Origin of the sequence: Bacillus sp. KICET-3, assembly GCF_033261025.1 — a bacterium.
GTDB classification, from domain to species: Bacteria; Bacillota; Bacilli; order Bacillales; family Bacillaceae; genus Bacillus; species Bacillus sonorensis.
In genome coordinates, this window is the sequence record NZ_CP137345.1 from 85,142 (window position 1) to 101,514 (window position 16,373).

The 16,373-nt window shown below is 48.0% G+C and carries 11 protein-coding genes, 9 tRNA genes, 3 rRNA genes and 1 pseudogene; all 24 read left to right on the plus strand.

The annotated features are described in order from the left end of the window. The 24 genes and pseudogenes from hslO (at window position 1) to R5H20_RS00570 (ending at window position 16,303) form a co-directional block, all read left to right on the plus strand. Window positions 1–870 (plus strand): Hsp33 family molecular chaperone HslO, encoded by an 870-nt coding sequence (gene hslO / locus R5H20_RS00455; RefSeq protein WP_006640413.1) that lies wholly within the window; start codon window positions 1–3, stop codon window positions 868–870. A gap of 65 nt (window positions 871–935) precedes the next feature. Next, a pseudogene (locus R5H20_RS00460) lies at window positions 936–1,820 on the plus strand (peptidyl-prolyl cis-trans isomerase). A 68-nt stretch (window positions 1,821–1,888) separates the two neighbouring features. Beyond that, the gene (gene cysK / locus R5H20_RS00465; protein ID WP_006640414.1) at window positions 1,889–2,815 is read left to right on the plus strand and encodes a cysteine synthase A; all 927 of its coding nucleotides are present in this window, start codon (window positions 1,889–1,891) and stop codon (window positions 2,813–2,815) included. A 175-nt stretch (window positions 2,816–2,990) separates the two neighbouring features. Then, window positions 2,991–4,421 (plus strand): anthranilate synthase component I family protein, encoded by a 1,431-nt coding sequence (locus R5H20_RS00470; protein WP_006640415.1) that lies wholly within the window; start codon window positions 2,991–2,993, stop codon window positions 4,419–4,421. Continuing rightward, window positions 4,418–5,002, plus strand: a complete 585-nt coding sequence (pabA, locus tag R5H20_RS00475; RefSeq protein WP_006640416.1) for an aminodeoxychorismate/anthranilate synthase component II — start codon at window positions 4,418–4,420, stop codon at window positions 5,000–5,002. The genes R5H20_RS00470 and pabA overlap by 4 nt, the downstream gene beginning before the upstream one ends. Further along, the gene (pabC, locus tag R5H20_RS00480; RefSeq protein WP_006640417.1) at window positions 4,999–5,856 is read left to right on the plus strand and encodes an aminodeoxychorismate lyase; all 858 of its coding nucleotides are present in this window, start codon (window positions 4,999–5,001) and stop codon (window positions 5,854–5,856) included. Before pabA ends, pabC begins: the two co-directional genes overlap by 4 nt. 17 nt (window positions 5,857–5,873) lie before the next feature. Further along, complete coding sequence (gene folP, locus R5H20_RS00485; RefSeq protein WP_006640418.1) at window positions 5,874–6,731, plus strand: dihydropteroate synthase; 858 nt, start codon at window positions 5,874–5,876, stop codon at window positions 6,729–6,731. After that, entirely contained in the window at window positions 6,724–7,086 is a 363-nt protein-coding gene (gene folB / locus R5H20_RS00490) for a dihydroneopterin aldolase (protein ID WP_029418747.1), read from the plus strand. The genes folP and folB overlap by 8 nt, the downstream gene beginning before the upstream one ends. Continuing rightward, entirely contained in the window at window positions 7,083–7,583 is a 501-nt protein-coding gene (gene folK / locus R5H20_RS00495; RefSeq protein ID WP_006640420.1) for a 2-amino-4-hydroxy-6-hydroxymethyldihydropteridine diphosphokinase, read from the plus strand. Before folB ends, folK begins: the two co-directional genes overlap by 4 nt. Further along, window positions 7,535–7,744, plus strand: coding sequence for a helix-turn-helix domain-containing protein (locus R5H20_RS00500; RefSeq protein ID WP_006640421.1), 210 nt, complete (start codon window positions 7,535–7,537; stop codon window positions 7,742–7,744). Before folK ends, R5H20_RS00500 begins: the two co-directional genes overlap by 49 nt. A 16-nt stretch (window positions 7,745–7,760) precedes the next feature. Further along, window positions 7,761–8,762 carry a tRNA dihydrouridine synthase DusB gene (gene dusB, locus R5H20_RS00505; RefSeq protein WP_006640422.1) on the plus strand — a complete coding sequence of 334 codons (1,002 nt, stop codon included), beginning with the start codon at window positions 7,761–7,763 and terminating at the stop codon, window positions 8,760–8,762. Window positions 8,763–8,845: 83 nt separating this feature from the next. Then, complete coding sequence (lysS, locus tag R5H20_RS00510; RefSeq protein WP_006640423.1) at window positions 8,846–10,345, plus strand: lysine--tRNA ligase; 1,500 nt, start codon at window positions 8,846–8,848, stop codon at window positions 10,343–10,345. Between the two features lie 295 nt (window positions 10,346–10,640). Continuing rightward, window positions 10,641–12,190 (plus strand): 16S ribosomal RNA (locus R5H20_RS00515). Between the two features lie 174 nt (window positions 12,191–12,364). Further along, window positions 12,365–15,297 (plus strand): 23S ribosomal RNA (locus R5H20_RS00520). Between the two features lie 59 nt (window positions 15,298–15,356). Beyond that, window positions 15,357–15,472 (plus strand): 5S ribosomal RNA (gene rrf / locus R5H20_RS00525). Together the 16S, 23S and 5S rRNA genes with 9 tRNA genes alongside form the textbook arrangement of a ribosomal RNA operon. A gap of 20 nt (window positions 15,473–15,492) precedes the next feature. Further along, window positions 15,493–15,568, plus strand: a tRNA-Val gene (locus R5H20_RS00530). 17 nt (window positions 15,569–15,585) lie between these two features. Next, window positions 15,586–15,661 (plus strand) — tRNA-Thr (locus R5H20_RS00535). Between the two features lie 35 nt (window positions 15,662–15,696). Further along, window positions 15,697–15,772: transfer RNA gene (locus R5H20_RS00540), tRNA-Lys, on the plus strand. Between the two features lie 7 nt (window positions 15,773–15,779). After that, a tRNA-Leu gene (locus tag R5H20_RS00545) sits at window positions 15,780–15,862 on the plus strand. 16 nt (window positions 15,863–15,878) lie between these two features. Continuing rightward, window positions 15,879–15,953, plus strand: a tRNA-Gly gene (locus tag R5H20_RS00550). Window positions 15,954–15,962: 9 nt separating this feature from the next. After that, a tRNA-Leu gene (locus R5H20_RS00555) sits at window positions 15,963–16,048 on the plus strand. A gap of 9 nt (window positions 16,049–16,057) precedes the next feature. Then, window positions 16,058–16,134: transfer RNA gene (locus R5H20_RS00560), tRNA-Arg, on the plus strand. Between the two features lie 10 nt (window positions 16,135–16,144). Beyond that, window positions 16,145–16,221 (plus strand) — tRNA-Pro (locus R5H20_RS00565). A gap of 6 nt (window positions 16,222–16,227) precedes the next feature. Then, a tRNA-Ala gene (locus R5H20_RS00570) sits at window positions 16,228–16,303 on the plus strand. The last annotated feature ends 70 nt before the right edge of the window (window positions 16,304–16,373 follow it).

Genomic DNA, 16,373 nt, shown 5'->3' on the forward strand with positions numbered 1-16,373 from the left:
ATGGATTATTTAGTAAAAGCCATTGCATATGACGGTAAAATCCGTGCATATGCAGCAAGAACGACAGAGACCATTCATGAAGCGCAAAAACGCCATAACACATGGCCGACAGCATCTGCTGCTTTGGGACGGACGATGACGGCCGCCGTAATGCTTGGCGCGATGCTGAAAGGCGAAGACAAGCTTACAGTCAAAATCGAAGGGGGCGGGCCGATCGGAGCCATCGTCGCCGATGCAAACGCAAAGGGAGACGTCAGGGGATATGTGTCAAATCCGCACGTTCATTTTGATTTAAATGAACATGGAAAGCTTGACGTCAGAAGAGCTGTCGGAACTGCGGGCACTTTAAGCGTTGTAAAGGATCTCGGCCTGCGCGAATTATTTACGGGCCAGGTTGAGATTGTTTCCGGAGAAATCGGCGAGGATTTTACATATTACCTCGTATCATCCGAGCAAGTGCCTTCATCCGTAGGAGTCGGCGTGCTCGTCAATCCGGATAATACGATTTTGGCTGCCGGGGGCTTTATACTTCAAGTTCTCCCCGGTACTGACGATGATACAATTACAAAGCTTGAAACCAACTTATCAAAAGTGGAACCGATATCTAAGCTGATTCAAAAAGGTCTTACACCTGAGGAAGTGCTGGGCGCAGTTTTGGGAGAAGATGCTGAAGTGCTGGAAACCGTCCCTGTCCGCTTTACATGCAATTGTTCCAAAGAGCGGTTTGCAAGAGGAATTATCGGACTTGGCAAGCAGGAGATTCAAGCGATGATTGATGAAGATGGCCAGGCTGAAGCGCAGTGCCATTTCTGCAATGAAACGTATTTGTTTACAAAGGAAGAGCTCGAAGCTCTTCGAGATGAAATATAATGCCCGCTATCTATTAGCGGGTCTTTTACAATGGGGAAAGGGGAGAATTTATGTTGAAGTCAAAAATGCTGGTTCCGATTGTGTTAATCGCAGTTTTCGTCAATTGCATCGTGATCGCGTATGTCCTCACGAAGTCGCAAGTCGCTTCTTCTTCATCTGATCGCGAAGTAATAGCCAACATCGGCAAAAACGAAATCACAAGAGAAGAATGGCTGAGTAAAATGGAAGAGAGGTACGGCAAATCGACGCTGGAGGATATGATTAATGACCGGGTCGTTGACCAGCTAGCCGAAAAAAACAAAATCAGCGTTTCTGAAGCCGACATTGACAGGGAGTTTATCCTGGTCAAAGCCGTTTATAATTCTTTTTATGAGGATGAAAGCACAACCGAAAAAGAGTGGAGGGAGCAAATCCGGCATAATATTCTGCTTGAAGAGCTGCTTACAAAAGATATCGTGATTTCTGAAAAAGAATTAAAGTCGTTTTATCAACAAAACAAGACCTTATATTAATTTGATGATTCATATCGGCTGAAGCATATCGTTGTAAAAGATAAAAGCGAAGCCGAGCGGGTTTTACAAGAATTAAAAGGCGGATCAAGCTTTGAAGCAGCCGCAGCAGAACATTCAACAGACCGGTATACGGCACCTTATGGCGGAGACCTAGGATTTGTCAATGATCAGCGGGATAACGTCCCTTCGGCATACATAGAAGCGGCTAAACAGCTAAAGGACAATCAATGGACGGCAGAACCGCTTAAAGTCAGCGGGGGATATGCGATCCTCCAGCGGAAAGAAAAGCTTGACGGACGGGCTTTTACTTATAATCAAGTGAAGAGCCAAATCAGAAGGCAGATTGCAATGGATCAATTAGGTGACAAGGCATCAGTCAAAACATTGTGGAAAGATGCGGACGTGTCTTGGTTCTATGACGCGAAAAATAAAGATTGACAAAATATTTTGATATTGATAAATTAAATATAATCCCAATACAATTACTCGGAAATTGAGGTGTTCACATGGTTCGCGTTGCAAACTCTGTTTATGACTTAATCGGAAACACACCTATCGTAAAATTAAATCGTTTAGTCGACGAAGACAGTGCTGATGTATATGTAAAACTTGAGTATATGAATCCTGGAAGCAGCGTAAAAGACCGGATTGCGCTTGCAATGATCGAAGACGCCGAAGAGAAAGGCCTTTTGAAAGAGGGCGATACCCTCATTGAGCCGACAAGCGGAAACACAGGAATCGGCCTTGCCATGGTCGCTGCGGCCAAAGGTATTAAGGCGATTCTTGTCATGCCTGACACGATGAGCTCAGAACGCCGCAACCTTCTGCGCGCCTACGGTGCTGAGCTGGTATTAACGCCTGGTGCAGAAGGCATGAAAGGCGCTATTAAAAAAGCGGAAGAGCTTGCGGAAGAGCATGGCTATTTCATGCCTCAGCAATTCAACAATCCTGCGAATGCCGAAGTTCACCGCCGTACGACAGGGCGGGAAATCGTTGAACAGTTCGGTGATGACGGACTTGATGCATTCATCGCCGGTATCGGAACAGGCGGTACGATTACAGGCGCAGGAGAAGTGCTGAAAGAAAAATACCCATCAATTAAAATCTACGCGGTTGAACCGACGGATTCCCCGGTTCTCTCCGGAGGAAAACCGGGTCCGCATAAAATACAGGGAATCGGAGCAGGCTTCGTCCCTAAAATCTTAAATACCGATGTTTATGATGACATCATTACGGTAAAAAATGAAGAAGCCTTTGAATTCGCGCGCAAAGCGGCGAAAGAAGAAGGGGTTCTCGGGGGAATTTCTTCAGGCGCGGCCATCTTTGCCGCAATCCAGGTTGCTAAAAAGCTTGGAAAAGGCAAAAAAGTACTTGCTGTTCTTCCTAGTAACGGAGAGAGATATTTGAGCACACCTCTTTATCAATTTGAATAAGATCGAAACGGACGGGGCTATCGGCAATGCCGACGGCCCTTTTTTAGTTGACCCAACTGCGCCCCTCTGAGTAAAACTCACGGGCTTTTTGCGATTGGAAAATAATTTCTCTTTTCCAAGAAAAAAGATTTGCATTACAATAAGGACAGTAGAAAAACGGCAGAGGAATGATGAGATGAGACAACGAAGGCCTGTAGCTAGAACATTTCCTTTCTCTAAGGAACGATTTGTAAAACGGTATGAATTTCTTTCAAAAGGCAAAGAGCACCATGTTTTGCTGGAAAGCGCCAGAGGCGGCGAATACAGCATCGCCGGACTTGATCCTGTGGCCATAGCGAAAGGAAAGGATGGAATCACGACGATCCAATATAAAGGGGACATCATTTTCAAAGAGGGAGATCCGTTTTTGCAGTTTACAAAGTGGTTTCAAACGCTAAAAACGGAGACGGTTGCAGATTTTCCCGATTTTCAGGGAGGGGCTGTCGGTTTTTTAAGCTATGACTATGCCCGCTATATTGAAAAGTTTAAGCTCCTGTCTATCGATGATCTGCAAACGCCTGATTTATTCTTTCTCGTGTTCGATGATTTGGCTGTTTATGATCATGCGGAAGAGAAGCTGTGGGTGATTACCCATACCGAGGAAAATGAGCCCTCAAAAGCGGAAGAGATGCTTGATATGCTTGAAACGATGTGGACATCGGAAGAGAGCGGAGCCGCAAAGCGTGAAAAAGCCGCTGAAAATAAAGGTGCATCATTCGCTTCTTCTTTTACTGAAGCCGGCTTTACCCAAGCGGTGGAAAAAATCAAACAATATATTGCAAGCGGCGATGTGTTTCAGGTTAACCTTTCTCTGCGGCAGTCGGAGCGGCTGTCGGCACCGCCTTTTGACGTCTATAAAATGTTAAGGAAGGTCAATCCGTCGCCTTACATGGCTTATTTGGAAACGCCCGATTTTCAAGTGATTTGCGGATCACCGGAACTGCTGATCAAGAAAAAAGGAAACCTCCTTGAAACGAGGCCGATCGCCGGGACAAGATCCCGGGGAACAGACGAAGCAGAGGATCAATCGCTTGCAAACGAGCTGATCATGAATGAGAAAGAACGTGCGGAGCATGTCATGCTTGTTGATCTGGAGCGAAATGACCTTGGAAGGGTCTCGAAATATGGCACTGTAAGCGTCAATGAATTCATGGTGATTGAAAAATACTCTCACGTCATGCACATTGTTTCAAATGTGTGCGGAGAAATAAAAGAAGAGTGCGACGCCGTGGATGTGATCCATGCCGTATTTCCGGGAGGGACGATCACCGGGGCGCCAAAGGTGAGAACGATGGAAATTATCGAGGAGCTTGAGCCGACGAGGCGCGGGCTTTATACTGGTTCTATAGGGTGGTTCGGATATAATCAGGATATGCATTTTAATATTGTCATCCGAACGATCTATGCCAAAGCAGGCCATGCATTCATGCAATCAGGAGCGGGCATCGTCATTGATTCCAATCCTAAGCATGAATACAAAGAATCGTGTAAGAAGGCCGCTGCGATGAAAAAGGCGCTGCAGTTGAGCGAAGAAGAGAAAAAAGAGCAGAGGAGAGCTGAGATATGATTTTAATGATCGATAACTATGATTCGTTTACTTACAATTTGGTTCAGTATTTAGGTGAGCTTGGTGAAGAATTGATGGTAAAGCGGAATGATGAGATCACGATTGCGGAAATAGAAGAGATGTCCCCTGACTTTTTGATGATTTCGCCGGGGCCGTGCAGCCCGGATGAAGCGGGAATCAGCCTTGAAGCCATCCGGTCGTTTGCCGGAAAGATACCGATTTTCGGAGTTTGTCTCGGACACCAGTCGATCGCCCAGGTGTTCGGCGGTGAGGTAGTGAGGGCGGAGCGCTTAATGCACGGAAAGACATCCGAGATTTCCCATGACGGGTTGACCGTATTTAAGGATCTTGAAAATCCGCTGACCGCGACCAGATACCATTCGCTGATTGTAAAGCCGGAAACGCTGCCTGACTGCTTCATCACATCCGCCTGGACAAAAGAAGGCGAGATTATGGCCATCAGGCATAAAGAGTTGCCGATTGAAGGCGTTCAGTTCCATCCAGAGTCCATCATGACCTCCTTTGGAAAAGAAATGCTAAAGAATTTTATTGAGACTTACCGAAAGAAAGTGAACGCATGATCATATACCTGAACGGTCAATACTTGGAGGAGGGGGAAGCGAGACTTTCTCCTTTTGACCACGGTTTTCTATACGGAATCGGCGTTTTTGAAACATTCCGCCTTTATGAGGGGAAACCTTTCCTCTTTGAATGGCATATGGAAAGGCTGGAGAGGGCGGTCAGCGAGCTGAAAATCGACATTTCGCTGACGAAGGATGATATTCTGGAAGTGCTTGACGAGCTTTTGAAGCTGAATCAGCCGCCAAACGGACATGCTCGTGTTCGTCTTAATATATCTGCAGGCCCCTCTGCATCTGGGCTTTCTGCCGACTCTTACAAACAGCCCGGCGTCATGGTGACCATGAATGCTTTCGATCCTTCTTCAATACCGGCTGAAAAAGAAGGGGTCGTATTACAAGTCAGGCGAAACACGCCTGAGGGTCCGCTTCGCCTGAAATCACATCATTTTTTAAATAATTTGTACGGAAAAAGAGAAGTGGGAAATGATCCGCAGAAAGAAGGGATTTTTCTTACGGACGGCGGAGCTGTAGCTGAAGGAATCATTTCCAACGTTTTTTGGACGAAGGACGGATGTGTGTATACACCTTCACTCAAGACTGGAATTTTAGACGGGGTCACAAGGCGTTATATCATAGAACGTTTTCCCAAAATGGGTGTTGAAGTCAGGCAGGGGGAATACCCTTTGGAACATCTGCTTCGTGCGGATGAAGCCTGGATGACCAATTCCGTTCAGGAAATCGTCCCTTTCCGGAAAATCGGCAATGCCCTGTTTCCGGGAAAGGATGGAAGCCTGACAAAAAGTCTGCAAGAGGTATACACTAACGATAGACAACGCAACAAAGACTATTATTGATCTAAAGGGTGAAGGATATGGCGCCGCAAACATTGGCCCGTTCAAAACGGTTGATAGCAAAACACCACACATTGTCATATGAAGATAAAACATTGATTATGGGAATTTTAAATGTGACTCCGGATTCATTTTCAGACGGAGGGAAATACAACAGCATCGATCGCGCCGTGATACATGCGAAACAAATGATAGAAGACGGCGCGCATATCCTCGATATCGGCGGGGAATCAACAAGGCCCGGCGCCGGCAAAGTTTCTGCTGATGAAGAGCTCACAAGGGTTATACCGGTGATTGAAAAGCTTGTTCAGGAAATCGATGTGCCGATTTCTATTGACACATACAAGGCGCAAGTCGCCGACGAAGCCGTTAAAGCCGGGGCTTCCATTATCAATGATGTCTGGGGGGCAAAGGCCGATCCGGAAATGGCGCCGGTTGCAGCTTCCCATGATGTGCCGATTGTTTTAATGCACAACCGCCATGAGCGGAATTATACAGATTTGATACCGGATATGATGGCTGATTTGGGGGAATGCATAAGCATCGCAAAAGCAGCCGGTGTGCCGGATCATCATATTATCATTGATCCCGGGATCGGATTTGCAAAAACATACAAGGACAACCTCGCAGTCATGAATCAGCTTGAGGCATTCTGTGATCTTGGATATCCGGTTTTATTAGGGACTTCACGCAAAACATTCATCGGCCGTGTGTTGGATCTGCCGCCTGAGGAGCGGGCAGAAGGCACGGGGGCGACGGTATGTCTAGGTATTCAAAAAGGATGCGACATTGTCAGGGTGCATGATGTCAAGCAAATCTCGAGAATGGCGAAAATGATGGATGCCATGATTGATAAAGGAGGCGCTTATCATCGATAAAGTGTATGTTGAAGGGATGGAGTTTTACGGGTATCATGGCGTTTTCAAAGAAGAAAACAAACTCGGTCAGCGATTCCGCGTCGATTTGACGGCGCATCTTGATTTGAGTGAAGCGGGAAAAACCGATGACATTGATGCGACGATTAACTATGCCGAGCTGTATAAGCTTTGCAAAGAGGTTGTCGAAGGAGAGCCGGTCAACCTTGTCGAAACCCTTGCGGAAACGATAGCCGCTAAAGTGCTCAAGCGATTTCAAACGGTTCAGGAATGCACCGTCAAAGTGATAAAGCCTGATCCGCCGATTCCCGGCCATTATAAATCCGTTGCCATAGAAATGACGAGAAAGCGGAAATGAAGCATACGGCATATATCGCGCTTGGCTCCAATATCGGTCCGCGGGAAGAATTTTTAAAAAAAGCGGTCGCTCTCCTTCATCAGCATCCGTCTGTGGCGGTTACCGATATTTCCTCCATCTATGAAACAGACCCTGTCGGTTACACAGATCAGGATGCGTTTTTAAACATGGCCGCTGAGGTCAAGACGTCTCTTACTCCGTTTGAATTGCTTGATTTGACCCAGCACATTGAAAATGAGCTCGGCCGGACACGCGATATCAGATGGGGGCCGAGAACGGCAGACCTTGACATTTTGCTTTATAATCGTGAAAATATTGAGACAGAGCAACTCACAGTTCCCCATCCGAGAATGCATGAACGTATGTTTGTACTCGTCCCGCTACTGGAGATTTATCCGGACTATGAGGGATCTTGTGATCATGCAATAAATCGGGAAGGTGTAAGGATATGGAAGCAGAGATCTGGGGTAGACGAATTCGTGCGTTCAGAAAACTGAAAGGTTATACTCAAGAAGGGTTTGCAAAAGCGCTGGGTATATCCGTTTCTGTGCTTGGCGAAGTTGAACGGGGAAACCGTATGCCGTCGGAAAGCATGCTCAGGGATGTAGCCAATACTTTAAATATAACAGTGGAGGAACTATCTCCATCAGAAGAATAAGAAAGGAGGACGAAAAATGTTTAAAATCGGTGATATTGAATTGAAAAACAGAGTTGTGCTGGCGCCGATGGCCGGAGTGTGCAACTCCGCTTTCCGCTTGACCGTTAAAGAGTTCGGAGCGGGCCTCGTATGCGCCGAAATGGTCAGTGACAAGGCAATCCTTTACAACAACGCAAAAACGATGGGAATGCTGTACATCGATGAGCGCGAAAAGCCGCTCAGCCTGCAAATCTTCGGCGGTGAAAAAGAGACGCTGGTCGAAGCTGCAAAATTTGTTGACCAAAACACAACTGCTGATATTATTGATATAAACATGGGATGTCCGGTGCCAAAAATCACAAAATGCGATGCGGGAGCCAAGTGGCTTCTGGATCCGAATAAAATTTACGAAATGGTTTCTGCCGTGGTGGATTCCGTTGATAAGCCTGTTACCGTTAAAATGAGAATGGGCTGGGATGAAGACCACATCTATGCGGTGGAAAATGCGAGAGCAGTAGAACGCGCAGGCGGAAAAGCGGTGGCTCTCCATGGACGGACCCGTGTACAAATGTATGAAGGAACAGCGAACTGGGATATTATCAAAGAAGTAAAGCAGTCTGTTTCAATACCTGTCATCGGCAATGGAGACGTGAAAACCCCTCAAGATGCAAAGCGCATGCTTGATGAAACAGGAGTGGACGGCGTCATGATCGGCCGCGCCGCTTTGGGGAATCCTTGGATGATTTACCGTACGGTTCATTATCTTGAAACCGGCGAGTTGAAAGATGAACCTAAAGTACGGGAAAAGATAACTGTCTGCAAGCTTCACCTTGACCGTTTAATCAAACTCAAAGGAGAACATGTTGCTGTTCGCGAGATGAGAAAGCATGCAGCCTGGTATTTAAAAGGCATAAGAGGAAACGCAAAGGTCCGGAACGAAATCAACAATTGTGAAACAAGAGATGAACTTGTTCAGCTGCTAGATGCGTTTACGATTGAAGCCGAGGCAAAAGAGCTTCAGGATGCAAAAGTGGGATAAATCCGACCTCTGCTCACTGCCAGTTTTAACTGGCAGTTTTTCTGCTTTTTTCCTGAAAGAATAAAAGTAACGGAGTGATACTGATGAGTCATGAAGAGCATAACCATGAAGAGTTAAACGACCAACTGCAAGTCAGACGGGAAAAAATGAATCAAATGAGGGAAAGCGGAAAAGACCCGTTTGGTCAGCGTTTTGACCGCTCTCATCAATCAGCTGAACTTATTGGCTTATACGATAAGTTTTCAAAAGAAGAATTAGAAGAAAAAGCGATTGAGGTCACCATTGCAGGACGGATGATGACAAAACGCGGTAAAGGAAAAGCGGGATTCGCTCATATTCAAGACCTGCAAGGCCAAATTCAGATTTACGTAAGAAAAGACAGCGTTGGTGAAGAGCAGTATGAGCTATTTAAAAGCTCTGACTTAGGCGATATCGTCGGCGTCACAGGCGTTATGTTCAAAACGAATGTAGGCGAACTGTCTGTAAAAGCGACATCCTTTGATCTTTTAACGAAGGCTCTTCGCCCTCTTCCGGATAAATATCACGGATTAAAAGACATTGAGCAGCGCTATCGCCAGCGGTACTTAGATTTGATCGTGAATCCGGACAGCAAAAATACATTTATTACGCGCAGCAAAATCATTCAATCCATGAGAAGATACCTGAATAACCATGGGTATTTAGAGGTTGAAACACCTATGATGCACTCGATCCCTGGAGGCGCATCCGCACGTCCGTTCATTACTCATCATAATGCGCTGGATATGCCTCTTTATATGAGAATCGCAATTGAGCTTCATTTGAAAAGGCTGATTGTCGGCGGATTGGAAAAGGTTTATGAAATCGGGCGCGTATTCCGTAATGAAGGGGTTTCTACCCGTCATAACCCCGAGTTTACGATGATTGAACTTTATGAAGCTTATGCCGACTATAAAGATATCATGAGATTAACAGAGAATCTGATCGCTCACATTGCTGAAGAGGTGCTTGGCACAACGACGGTTCAGTATGGAGAGCATCAGGTCGAACTCAAACCTGAATGGAAAAGGCTTCACATGGTTGATGCCGTTAAGGAATTGACTGGCGTAGACTTCTGGAAAGAAGTATCTGTAGATGAAGCGAAAGCTTATGCTAAAGAACATGGGGTTGAAATTACTGAAAATATGTCAGTGGGACATATCATCAATGAGTTCTTTGAACAAAAAGTAGAAGAGACATTGATCCAGCCAACCTTTATATATGGACATCCGGTAGAAATTTCACCGCTTGCTAAGAAGAATCCTGAAGACCCTCGTTTTACAGACCGTTTTGAGCTGTTTATCGTGGGTCGTGAGCACGCGAATGCATTTACTGAACTAAATGACCCGATTGATCAAAAAGAGCGCTTTGAGGCGCAATTAAAAGAACGTGAAGAAGGAAATGACGAAGCTCATATGATGGATGAGGACTTTGTCGAAGCATTAGAGTACGGAATGCCTCCTACTGGCGGTTTAGGTATCGGTATTGACAGACTTATTATGCTTTTGACGAATTCACCTTCAATCAGGGATGTTTTATTATTTCCACAAATGAGGCATCGTTAAAGACCTTTCAGTCGGAGGCGCTATTATAGCGGTTCCGGCTGAATTTAAATTGATTTTTATTTTTTTCTAAAAAAGTATTGCGCAATCGTAAATACGGTGGTATATTATTATTCGTTGCCGCTAAACAGGCAATGAAACAAAAAAGAACTTAAAAAAAGTTCTTGACTTTATATTGAGTAATGGATATAATATAAAAGTCGCTTTAACAATGATCTTTGAAAACTAAACAAGACAAAACGTACCTGTTAATTCATTTATAAATCGTGCATGAATATGTACGTAGTCATTATCAAACTTCATGGAGAGTTTGATCCTGGCTCAGGACGAACGCTGGCGGCGTGCCTAATACATGCAAGTCGAGCGAACCGACGGGAGCTTGCTCCCTTAGGTTAGCGGCGGACGGGTGAGTAACACGTGGGTAACCTGCCTGTAAGACTGGGATAACTCCGGGAAACCGGGGCTAATACCGGATGCTTGATTGAACCGCATGGTTCAATTATAAAAGGTGGCTTTTAGCTACCACTTACAGATGGACCCGCGGCGCATTAGCTAGTTGGTGAGGTAACGGCTCACCAAGGCGACGATGCGTAGCCGACCTGAGAGGGTGATCGGCCACACTGGGACTGAGACACGGCCCAGACTCCTACGGGAGGCAGCAGTAGGGAATCTTCCGCAATGGACGAAAGTCTGACGGAGCAACGCCGCGTGAGTGATGAAGGTTTTCGGATCGTAAAACTCTGTTGTTAGGGAAGAACAAGTACCGTTCGAACAGGGCGGTACCTTGACGGTACCTAACCAGAAAGCCACGGCTAACTACGTGCCAGCAGCCGCGGTAATACGTAGGTGGCAAGCGTTGTCCGGAATTATTGGGCGTAAAGCGCGCGCAGGCGGTTTCTTAAGTCTGATGTGAAAGCCCCCGGCTCAACCGGGGAGGGTCATTGGAAACTGGGGAACTTGAGTGCAGAAGAGGAGAGTGGAATTCCACGTGTAGCGGTGAAATGCGTAGAGATGTGGAGGAACACCAGTGGCGAAGGCGACTCTCTGGTCTGTAACTGACGCTGAGGCGCGAAAGCGTGGGGAGCGAACAGGATTAGATACCCTGGTAGTCCACGCCGTAAACGATGAGTGCTAAGTGTTAGAGGGTTTCCGCCCTTTAGTGCTGCAGCAAACGCATTAAGCACTCCGCCTGGGGAGTACGGTCGCAAGACTGAAACTCAAAGGAATTGACGGGGGCCCGCACAAGCGGTGGAGCATGTGGTTTAATTCGAAGCAACGCGAAGAACCTTACCAGGTCTTGACATCCTCTGACACCCCTAGAGATAGGGCTTCCCCTTCGGGGGCAGAGTGACAGGTGGTGCATGGTTGTCGTCAGCTCGTGTCGTGAGATGTTGGGTTAAGTCCCGCAACGAGCGCAACCCTTGATCTTAGTTGCCAGCATTCAGTTGGGCACTCTAAGGTGACTGCCGGTGACAAACCGGAGGAAGGTGGGGATGACGTCAAATCATCATGCCCCTTATGACCTGGGCTACACACGTGCTACAATGGGCAGAACAAAGGGCAGCGAAGCCGCGAGGCTAAGCCAATCCCACAAATCTGTTCTCAGTTCGGATCGCAGTCTGCAACTCGACTGCGTGAAGCTGGAATCGCTAGTAATCGCGGATCAGCATGCCGCGGTGAATACGTTCCCGGGCCTTGTACACACCGCCCGTCACACCACGAGAGTTTGTAACACCCGAAGTCGGTGAGGTAACCTTTTGGAGCCAGCCGCCGAAGGTGGGACAGATGATTGGGGTGAAGTCGTAACAAGGTAGCCGTATCGGAAGGTGCGGCTGGATCACCTCCTTTCTAAGGATATTATACGGAATATAAGACCTCGCGGTCTTATAGACAGGTGCGTTTGGATCTTGTTTAGTTTTGAAGGATCATTCCTTCAAAACGTGTTCTTTGAAAACTAGATAACGAAAGTAGACATTCACATTCAATTGTAATGCAAGATATCACGTAGTGATTCTTTTTAACGGTTAAGTTAGAAAGGGCGCACGGTGGATGCCTTGGCACTAGGAGCCGATGAAGGACGGGACGAACACCGATATGCTTCGGGGAGCTGTAAGCAAGCTTTGATCCGGAGATTTCCGAATGGGGAAACCCACTGCTCGTAATGGAGCAGTATCCATATCTGAATTCATAGGATATGAGAAGGCAGACCCGGGGAACTGAAACATCTAAGTACCCGGAGGAAGAGAAAGCAAATGCGATTCCCTGAGTAGCGGCGAGCGAAACGGGAACAGCCCAAACCAAGAGGCTTGCCTCTTGGGGTTGTAGGACACTCTATACGGAGTTACAAAAGAACGGGGTAGATGAAGAGGTCTGGAAAGGCCCGCCATAGGAGGTAACAGCCCTGTAGTCAAAACTTCGTTCTCTCCTGAGTGGATCCTGAGTACGGCGGAACACGTGAAATTCCGTCGGAATCCGGGAGGACCATCTCCCAAGGCTAAATACTCCCTAGTGACCGATAGTGAACCAGTACCGTGAGGGAAAGGTGAAAAGCACCCCGGAAGGGGAGTGAAAGAGATCCTGAAACCGTGTGCCTACAAGTAGTCAGAGCCCGTTAACGGGTGATGGCGTGCCTTTTGTAGAATGAACCGGCGAGTTACGATCCCGTGCAAGGTTAAGTTTGAAAAGACGGAGCCGCAGCGAAAGCGAGTCTGAATAGGGCGCATGAGTACGTGGTCGTAGACCCGAAACCAGGTGATCTACCCATGTCCAGGGTGAAGTTCAGGTAACACTGAATGGAGGCCCGAACCCACGCACGTTGAAAAGTGCGGGGATGAGGTGTGGGTAGGGGTGAAATGCCAATCGAACCTGGAGATAGCTGGTTCTCTCCGAAATAGCTTTAGGGCTAGCCTCAAGGTAAGAGTCTTGGAGGTAGAGCACTGATTGGACTAGGGGCCCCTACCGGGTTACCGAATTCAGTCAAACTCCGAATGCCAAAGACTTATCCTTGGGAGTCAGACTGCGAGTGATAAGATCCGTAGTCGAAAGGGAAACAGCCCAGACCGCCAGCTAAGGTCCCAAAGTATACGTTAAGTGGAAAAGGATGTGGAGTTGCTTAGACAACCAGGATGTTGGCTTAGAAGCAGCCACCATTTAAAGAGTGCGTAATAGCTCACTGGTCGAGTGACTCTGCGCCGAAAATGTACCGGGGCTAAACGTATCACCGAAGCTGCGGACTGTTCTTGCGAACAGTGGTAGGAGAGCGTTCTAAGGGCTGTGAAGCGAGACCGGAAGGACTCGTGGAGCGCTTAGAAGTGAGAATGCCGGTATGAGTAGCGAAAGAGGGGTGAGAATCCCCTCCACCGAATGCCTAAGGTTTCCTGAGGAAGGCTCGTCCGCTCAGGGTTAGTCGGGACCTAAGCCGAGGCCGAAAGGCGTAGGCGATGGATAACAGGTTGATATTCCTGTACCACCTCCTCACCATTTGAGCAATGGGGGGACGCAGGAGGATAGGGTAAGCGCGGTATTGGATATCCGCGTCCAAGCAGTTAGGCTGGGAAATAGGCAAATCCGTTTCCCATATAAGGCTGAGCTGTGATGGCGAGTGAAATATAGTAGCGAAGTTCCTGATTCCACACTGCCAAGAAAAGCCTCTAGCGAGGTGAGAGGTGCCCGTACCGCAAACCGACACAGGTAGGCGAGGAGAGAATCCTAAGGTGATCGAGAGAACTCTCGTTAAGGAACTCGGCAAAATGACCCCGTAACTTCGGGAGAAGGGGTGCTCTGTTAGGGTGCAAGCCCGAGAGAGCCGCAGTGAATAGGCCCAGGCGACTGTTTAGCAAAAACACAGGTCTCTGCGAAGCCGTAAGGCGAAGTATAGGGGCTGACGCCTGCCCGGTGCTGGAAGGTTAAGAGGAGCGCTTAGCGTATGCGAAGGTGCGAATTGAAGCCCCAGTAAACGGCGGCCGTAACTATAACGGTCCTAAGGTAGCGAAATTCCTTGTCGGGTAAGTTCCGACCCGCACGAAAGGCGCAACGATCTGGGCACTGTCTCAACGAGAGACTCGGTGAAATTATAGTACCTGTGAAGATGCAGGTTACCCGCGACAGGACGGAAAGACCCCGTGGAGCTTTACTGCAGCCTGATATTGAATGTTGGTACAGCTTGTACAGGATAGGTAGGAGCCTTGGAAACCGGAGCGCCAGCTTCGGTGGAGGCATCGGTGGGATACTACCCTGGCTGTATTGACCTTCTAACCCGCTGCCCTTATCGGGCAGGGAGACAGTGTCAGGTGGGCAGTTTGACTGGGGCGGTCGCCTCCTAAAAGGTAACGGAGGCGCCCAAAGGTTCCCTCAGAATGGTTGGAAATCATTCGCAGAGTGTAAAGGCACAAGGGAGCTTGACTGCGAGACCTACAAGTCGAGCAGGGACGAAAGTCGGGCTTAGTGATCCGGTGGTTCCGCATGGAAGGGCCATCGCTCAACGGATAAAAGCTACCCCGGGGATAACAGGCTTATCTCCCCCAAGAGTCCACATCGACGGGGAGGTTTGGCACCTCGATGTCGGCTCATCGCATCCTGGGGCTGTAGTCGGTCCCAAGGGTTGGGCTGTTCGCCCATTAAAGCGGTACGCGAGCTGGGTTCAGAACGTCGTGAGACAGTTCGGTCCCTATCCGTCGCGGGCGCAGGAAATTTGAGAGGAGCTGTCCTTAGTACGAGAGGACCGGGATGGACGCACCGCTGGTGTACCAGTTGTTCTGCCAAGGGCATCGCTGGGTAGCTATGTGCGGACGGGATAAGTGCTGAAAGCATCTAAGCATGAAGCCCCCCTCAAGATGAGATTTCCCATTCCTATAAGGAAGTAAGATCCCTGAAAGATGATCAGGTTGATAGGTCTGAGGTGGAAGTGTGGCGACACATGGAGCTGACAGATACTAATCGATCGAGGACTTAACCTAAATATTTGTGAATGGTCTTTACCCGTTATCTAGTTTTGAGAGAACACCTCTCAAATAGGTTTGGTGGCGATAGCGAAGAGGTCACACCCGTTCCCATGCCGAACACGGAAGTTAAGCTCTTCAGCGCCGATGGTAGTTGGGGGTCTCCCCCTGTGAGAGTAGGACGCCGCCAAGCTGTTGCACGCAAGTGCAAATGGAGGATTAGCTCAGCTGGGAGAGCATCTGCCTTACAAGCAGAGGGTCGGCGGTTCGATCCCGTCATCCTCCACCATTATATTTTTATAATAAGCCGGTGTAGCTCAATTGGTAGAGCAACTGACTTGTAATCAGTAGGTTGGGGGTTCAAGTCCTCTTGCCGGCACCATTTTTATATGATATTATATTAAAGTCTCTTTTAAAGAGCCATTAGCTCAGTTGGTAGAGCATCTGACTTTTAATCAGAGGGTCGAAGGTTCGAGTCCTTCATGGCTCACCATTTTTATGCGGGTGTGGCGGAATTGGCAGACGCGCTAGACTTAGGATCTAGTGTCTTTACGGCGTGGGGGTTCGAGTCCCTTCACCCGCATTATAAAATTTAGTTTGCGGAAGTAGTTCAGTGGTAGAACACCACCTTGCCAAGGTGGGGGTCGCGGGTTCGAATCCCGTCTTCCGCTCCAACCATCCACGCCGGGGTGGTGGAATTGGCAGACACACAGGACTTAAAATCCTGCGGTAGGTGACTACCGTGCCGGTTCAAGTCCGGCCCTCGGCATTGACATATGCGCCCGTAGCTCAATTGGATAGAGCGTTTGACTACGGATCAAAAGGTTAGGGGTTCGACTCCTCTCGGGCGCGCCATTATGTGTAACGGGAAGTAGCTCAGCTTGGTAGAGCACATGGTTTGGGACCATGGGGTCGCAGGTTCGAATCCTGTCTTCCCGACCATTCTTCGGGGCCTTAGCTCAGCTGGGAGAGCGCCTGCTTTGCACGCAGGAGGTCAGCGGTTCGATCCCGCTAGGCTCCACCATTTATTTTTAATAAAGCACTTGACTATTCATTATATAAGTGATATAGTAATAGAGTTGCTTTAAATAATG

Bases quoted from the DNA above. Each gene is read 5' to 3' on its own strand.
- folK (WP_006640420.1), top strand. From the start codon at position 7,083: ATGAAGCATACGGCATATATCGCGCTTGGCTCCAATATCGGTCCGCGG.
- R5H20_RS00500 (WP_006640421.1), top strand. From the start codon at position 7,535: ATGGAAGCAGAGATCTGGGGTAGACGAATTCGTGCGTTCAGAAAACTG.
- pabA (WP_006640416.1), top strand. From the start codon at position 4,418: ATGATTTTAATGATCGATAACTATGATTCGTTTACTTACAATTTGGTT.
- dusB (WP_006640422.1), top strand. From the start codon at position 7,761: ATGTTTAAAATCGGTGATATTGAATTGAAAAACAGAGTTGTGCTGGCG.
- hslO (WP_006640413.1), top strand. From the start codon at position 1: ATGGATTATTTAGTAAAAGCCATTGCATATGACGGTAAAATCCGTGCA.
- R5H20_RS00470 (WP_006640415.1), top strand. From the start codon at position 2,991: ATGAGACAACGAAGGCCTGTAGCTAGAACATTTCCTTTCTCTAAGGAA.
- lysS (WP_006640423.1), top strand. From the start codon at position 8,846: ATGAGTCATGAAGAGCATAACCATGAAGAGTTAAACGACCAACTGCAA.
- pabC (WP_006640417.1), top strand. From the start codon at position 4,999: ATGATCATATACCTGAACGGTCAATACTTGGAGGAGGGGGAAGCGAGA.
- folP (WP_006640418.1), top strand. From the start codon at position 5,874: ATGGCGCCGCAAACATTGGCCCGTTCAAAACGGTTGATAGCAAAACAC.
- cysK (WP_006640414.1), top strand. From the start codon at position 1,889: ATGGTTCGCGTTGCAAACTCTGTTTATGACTTAATCGGAAACACACCT.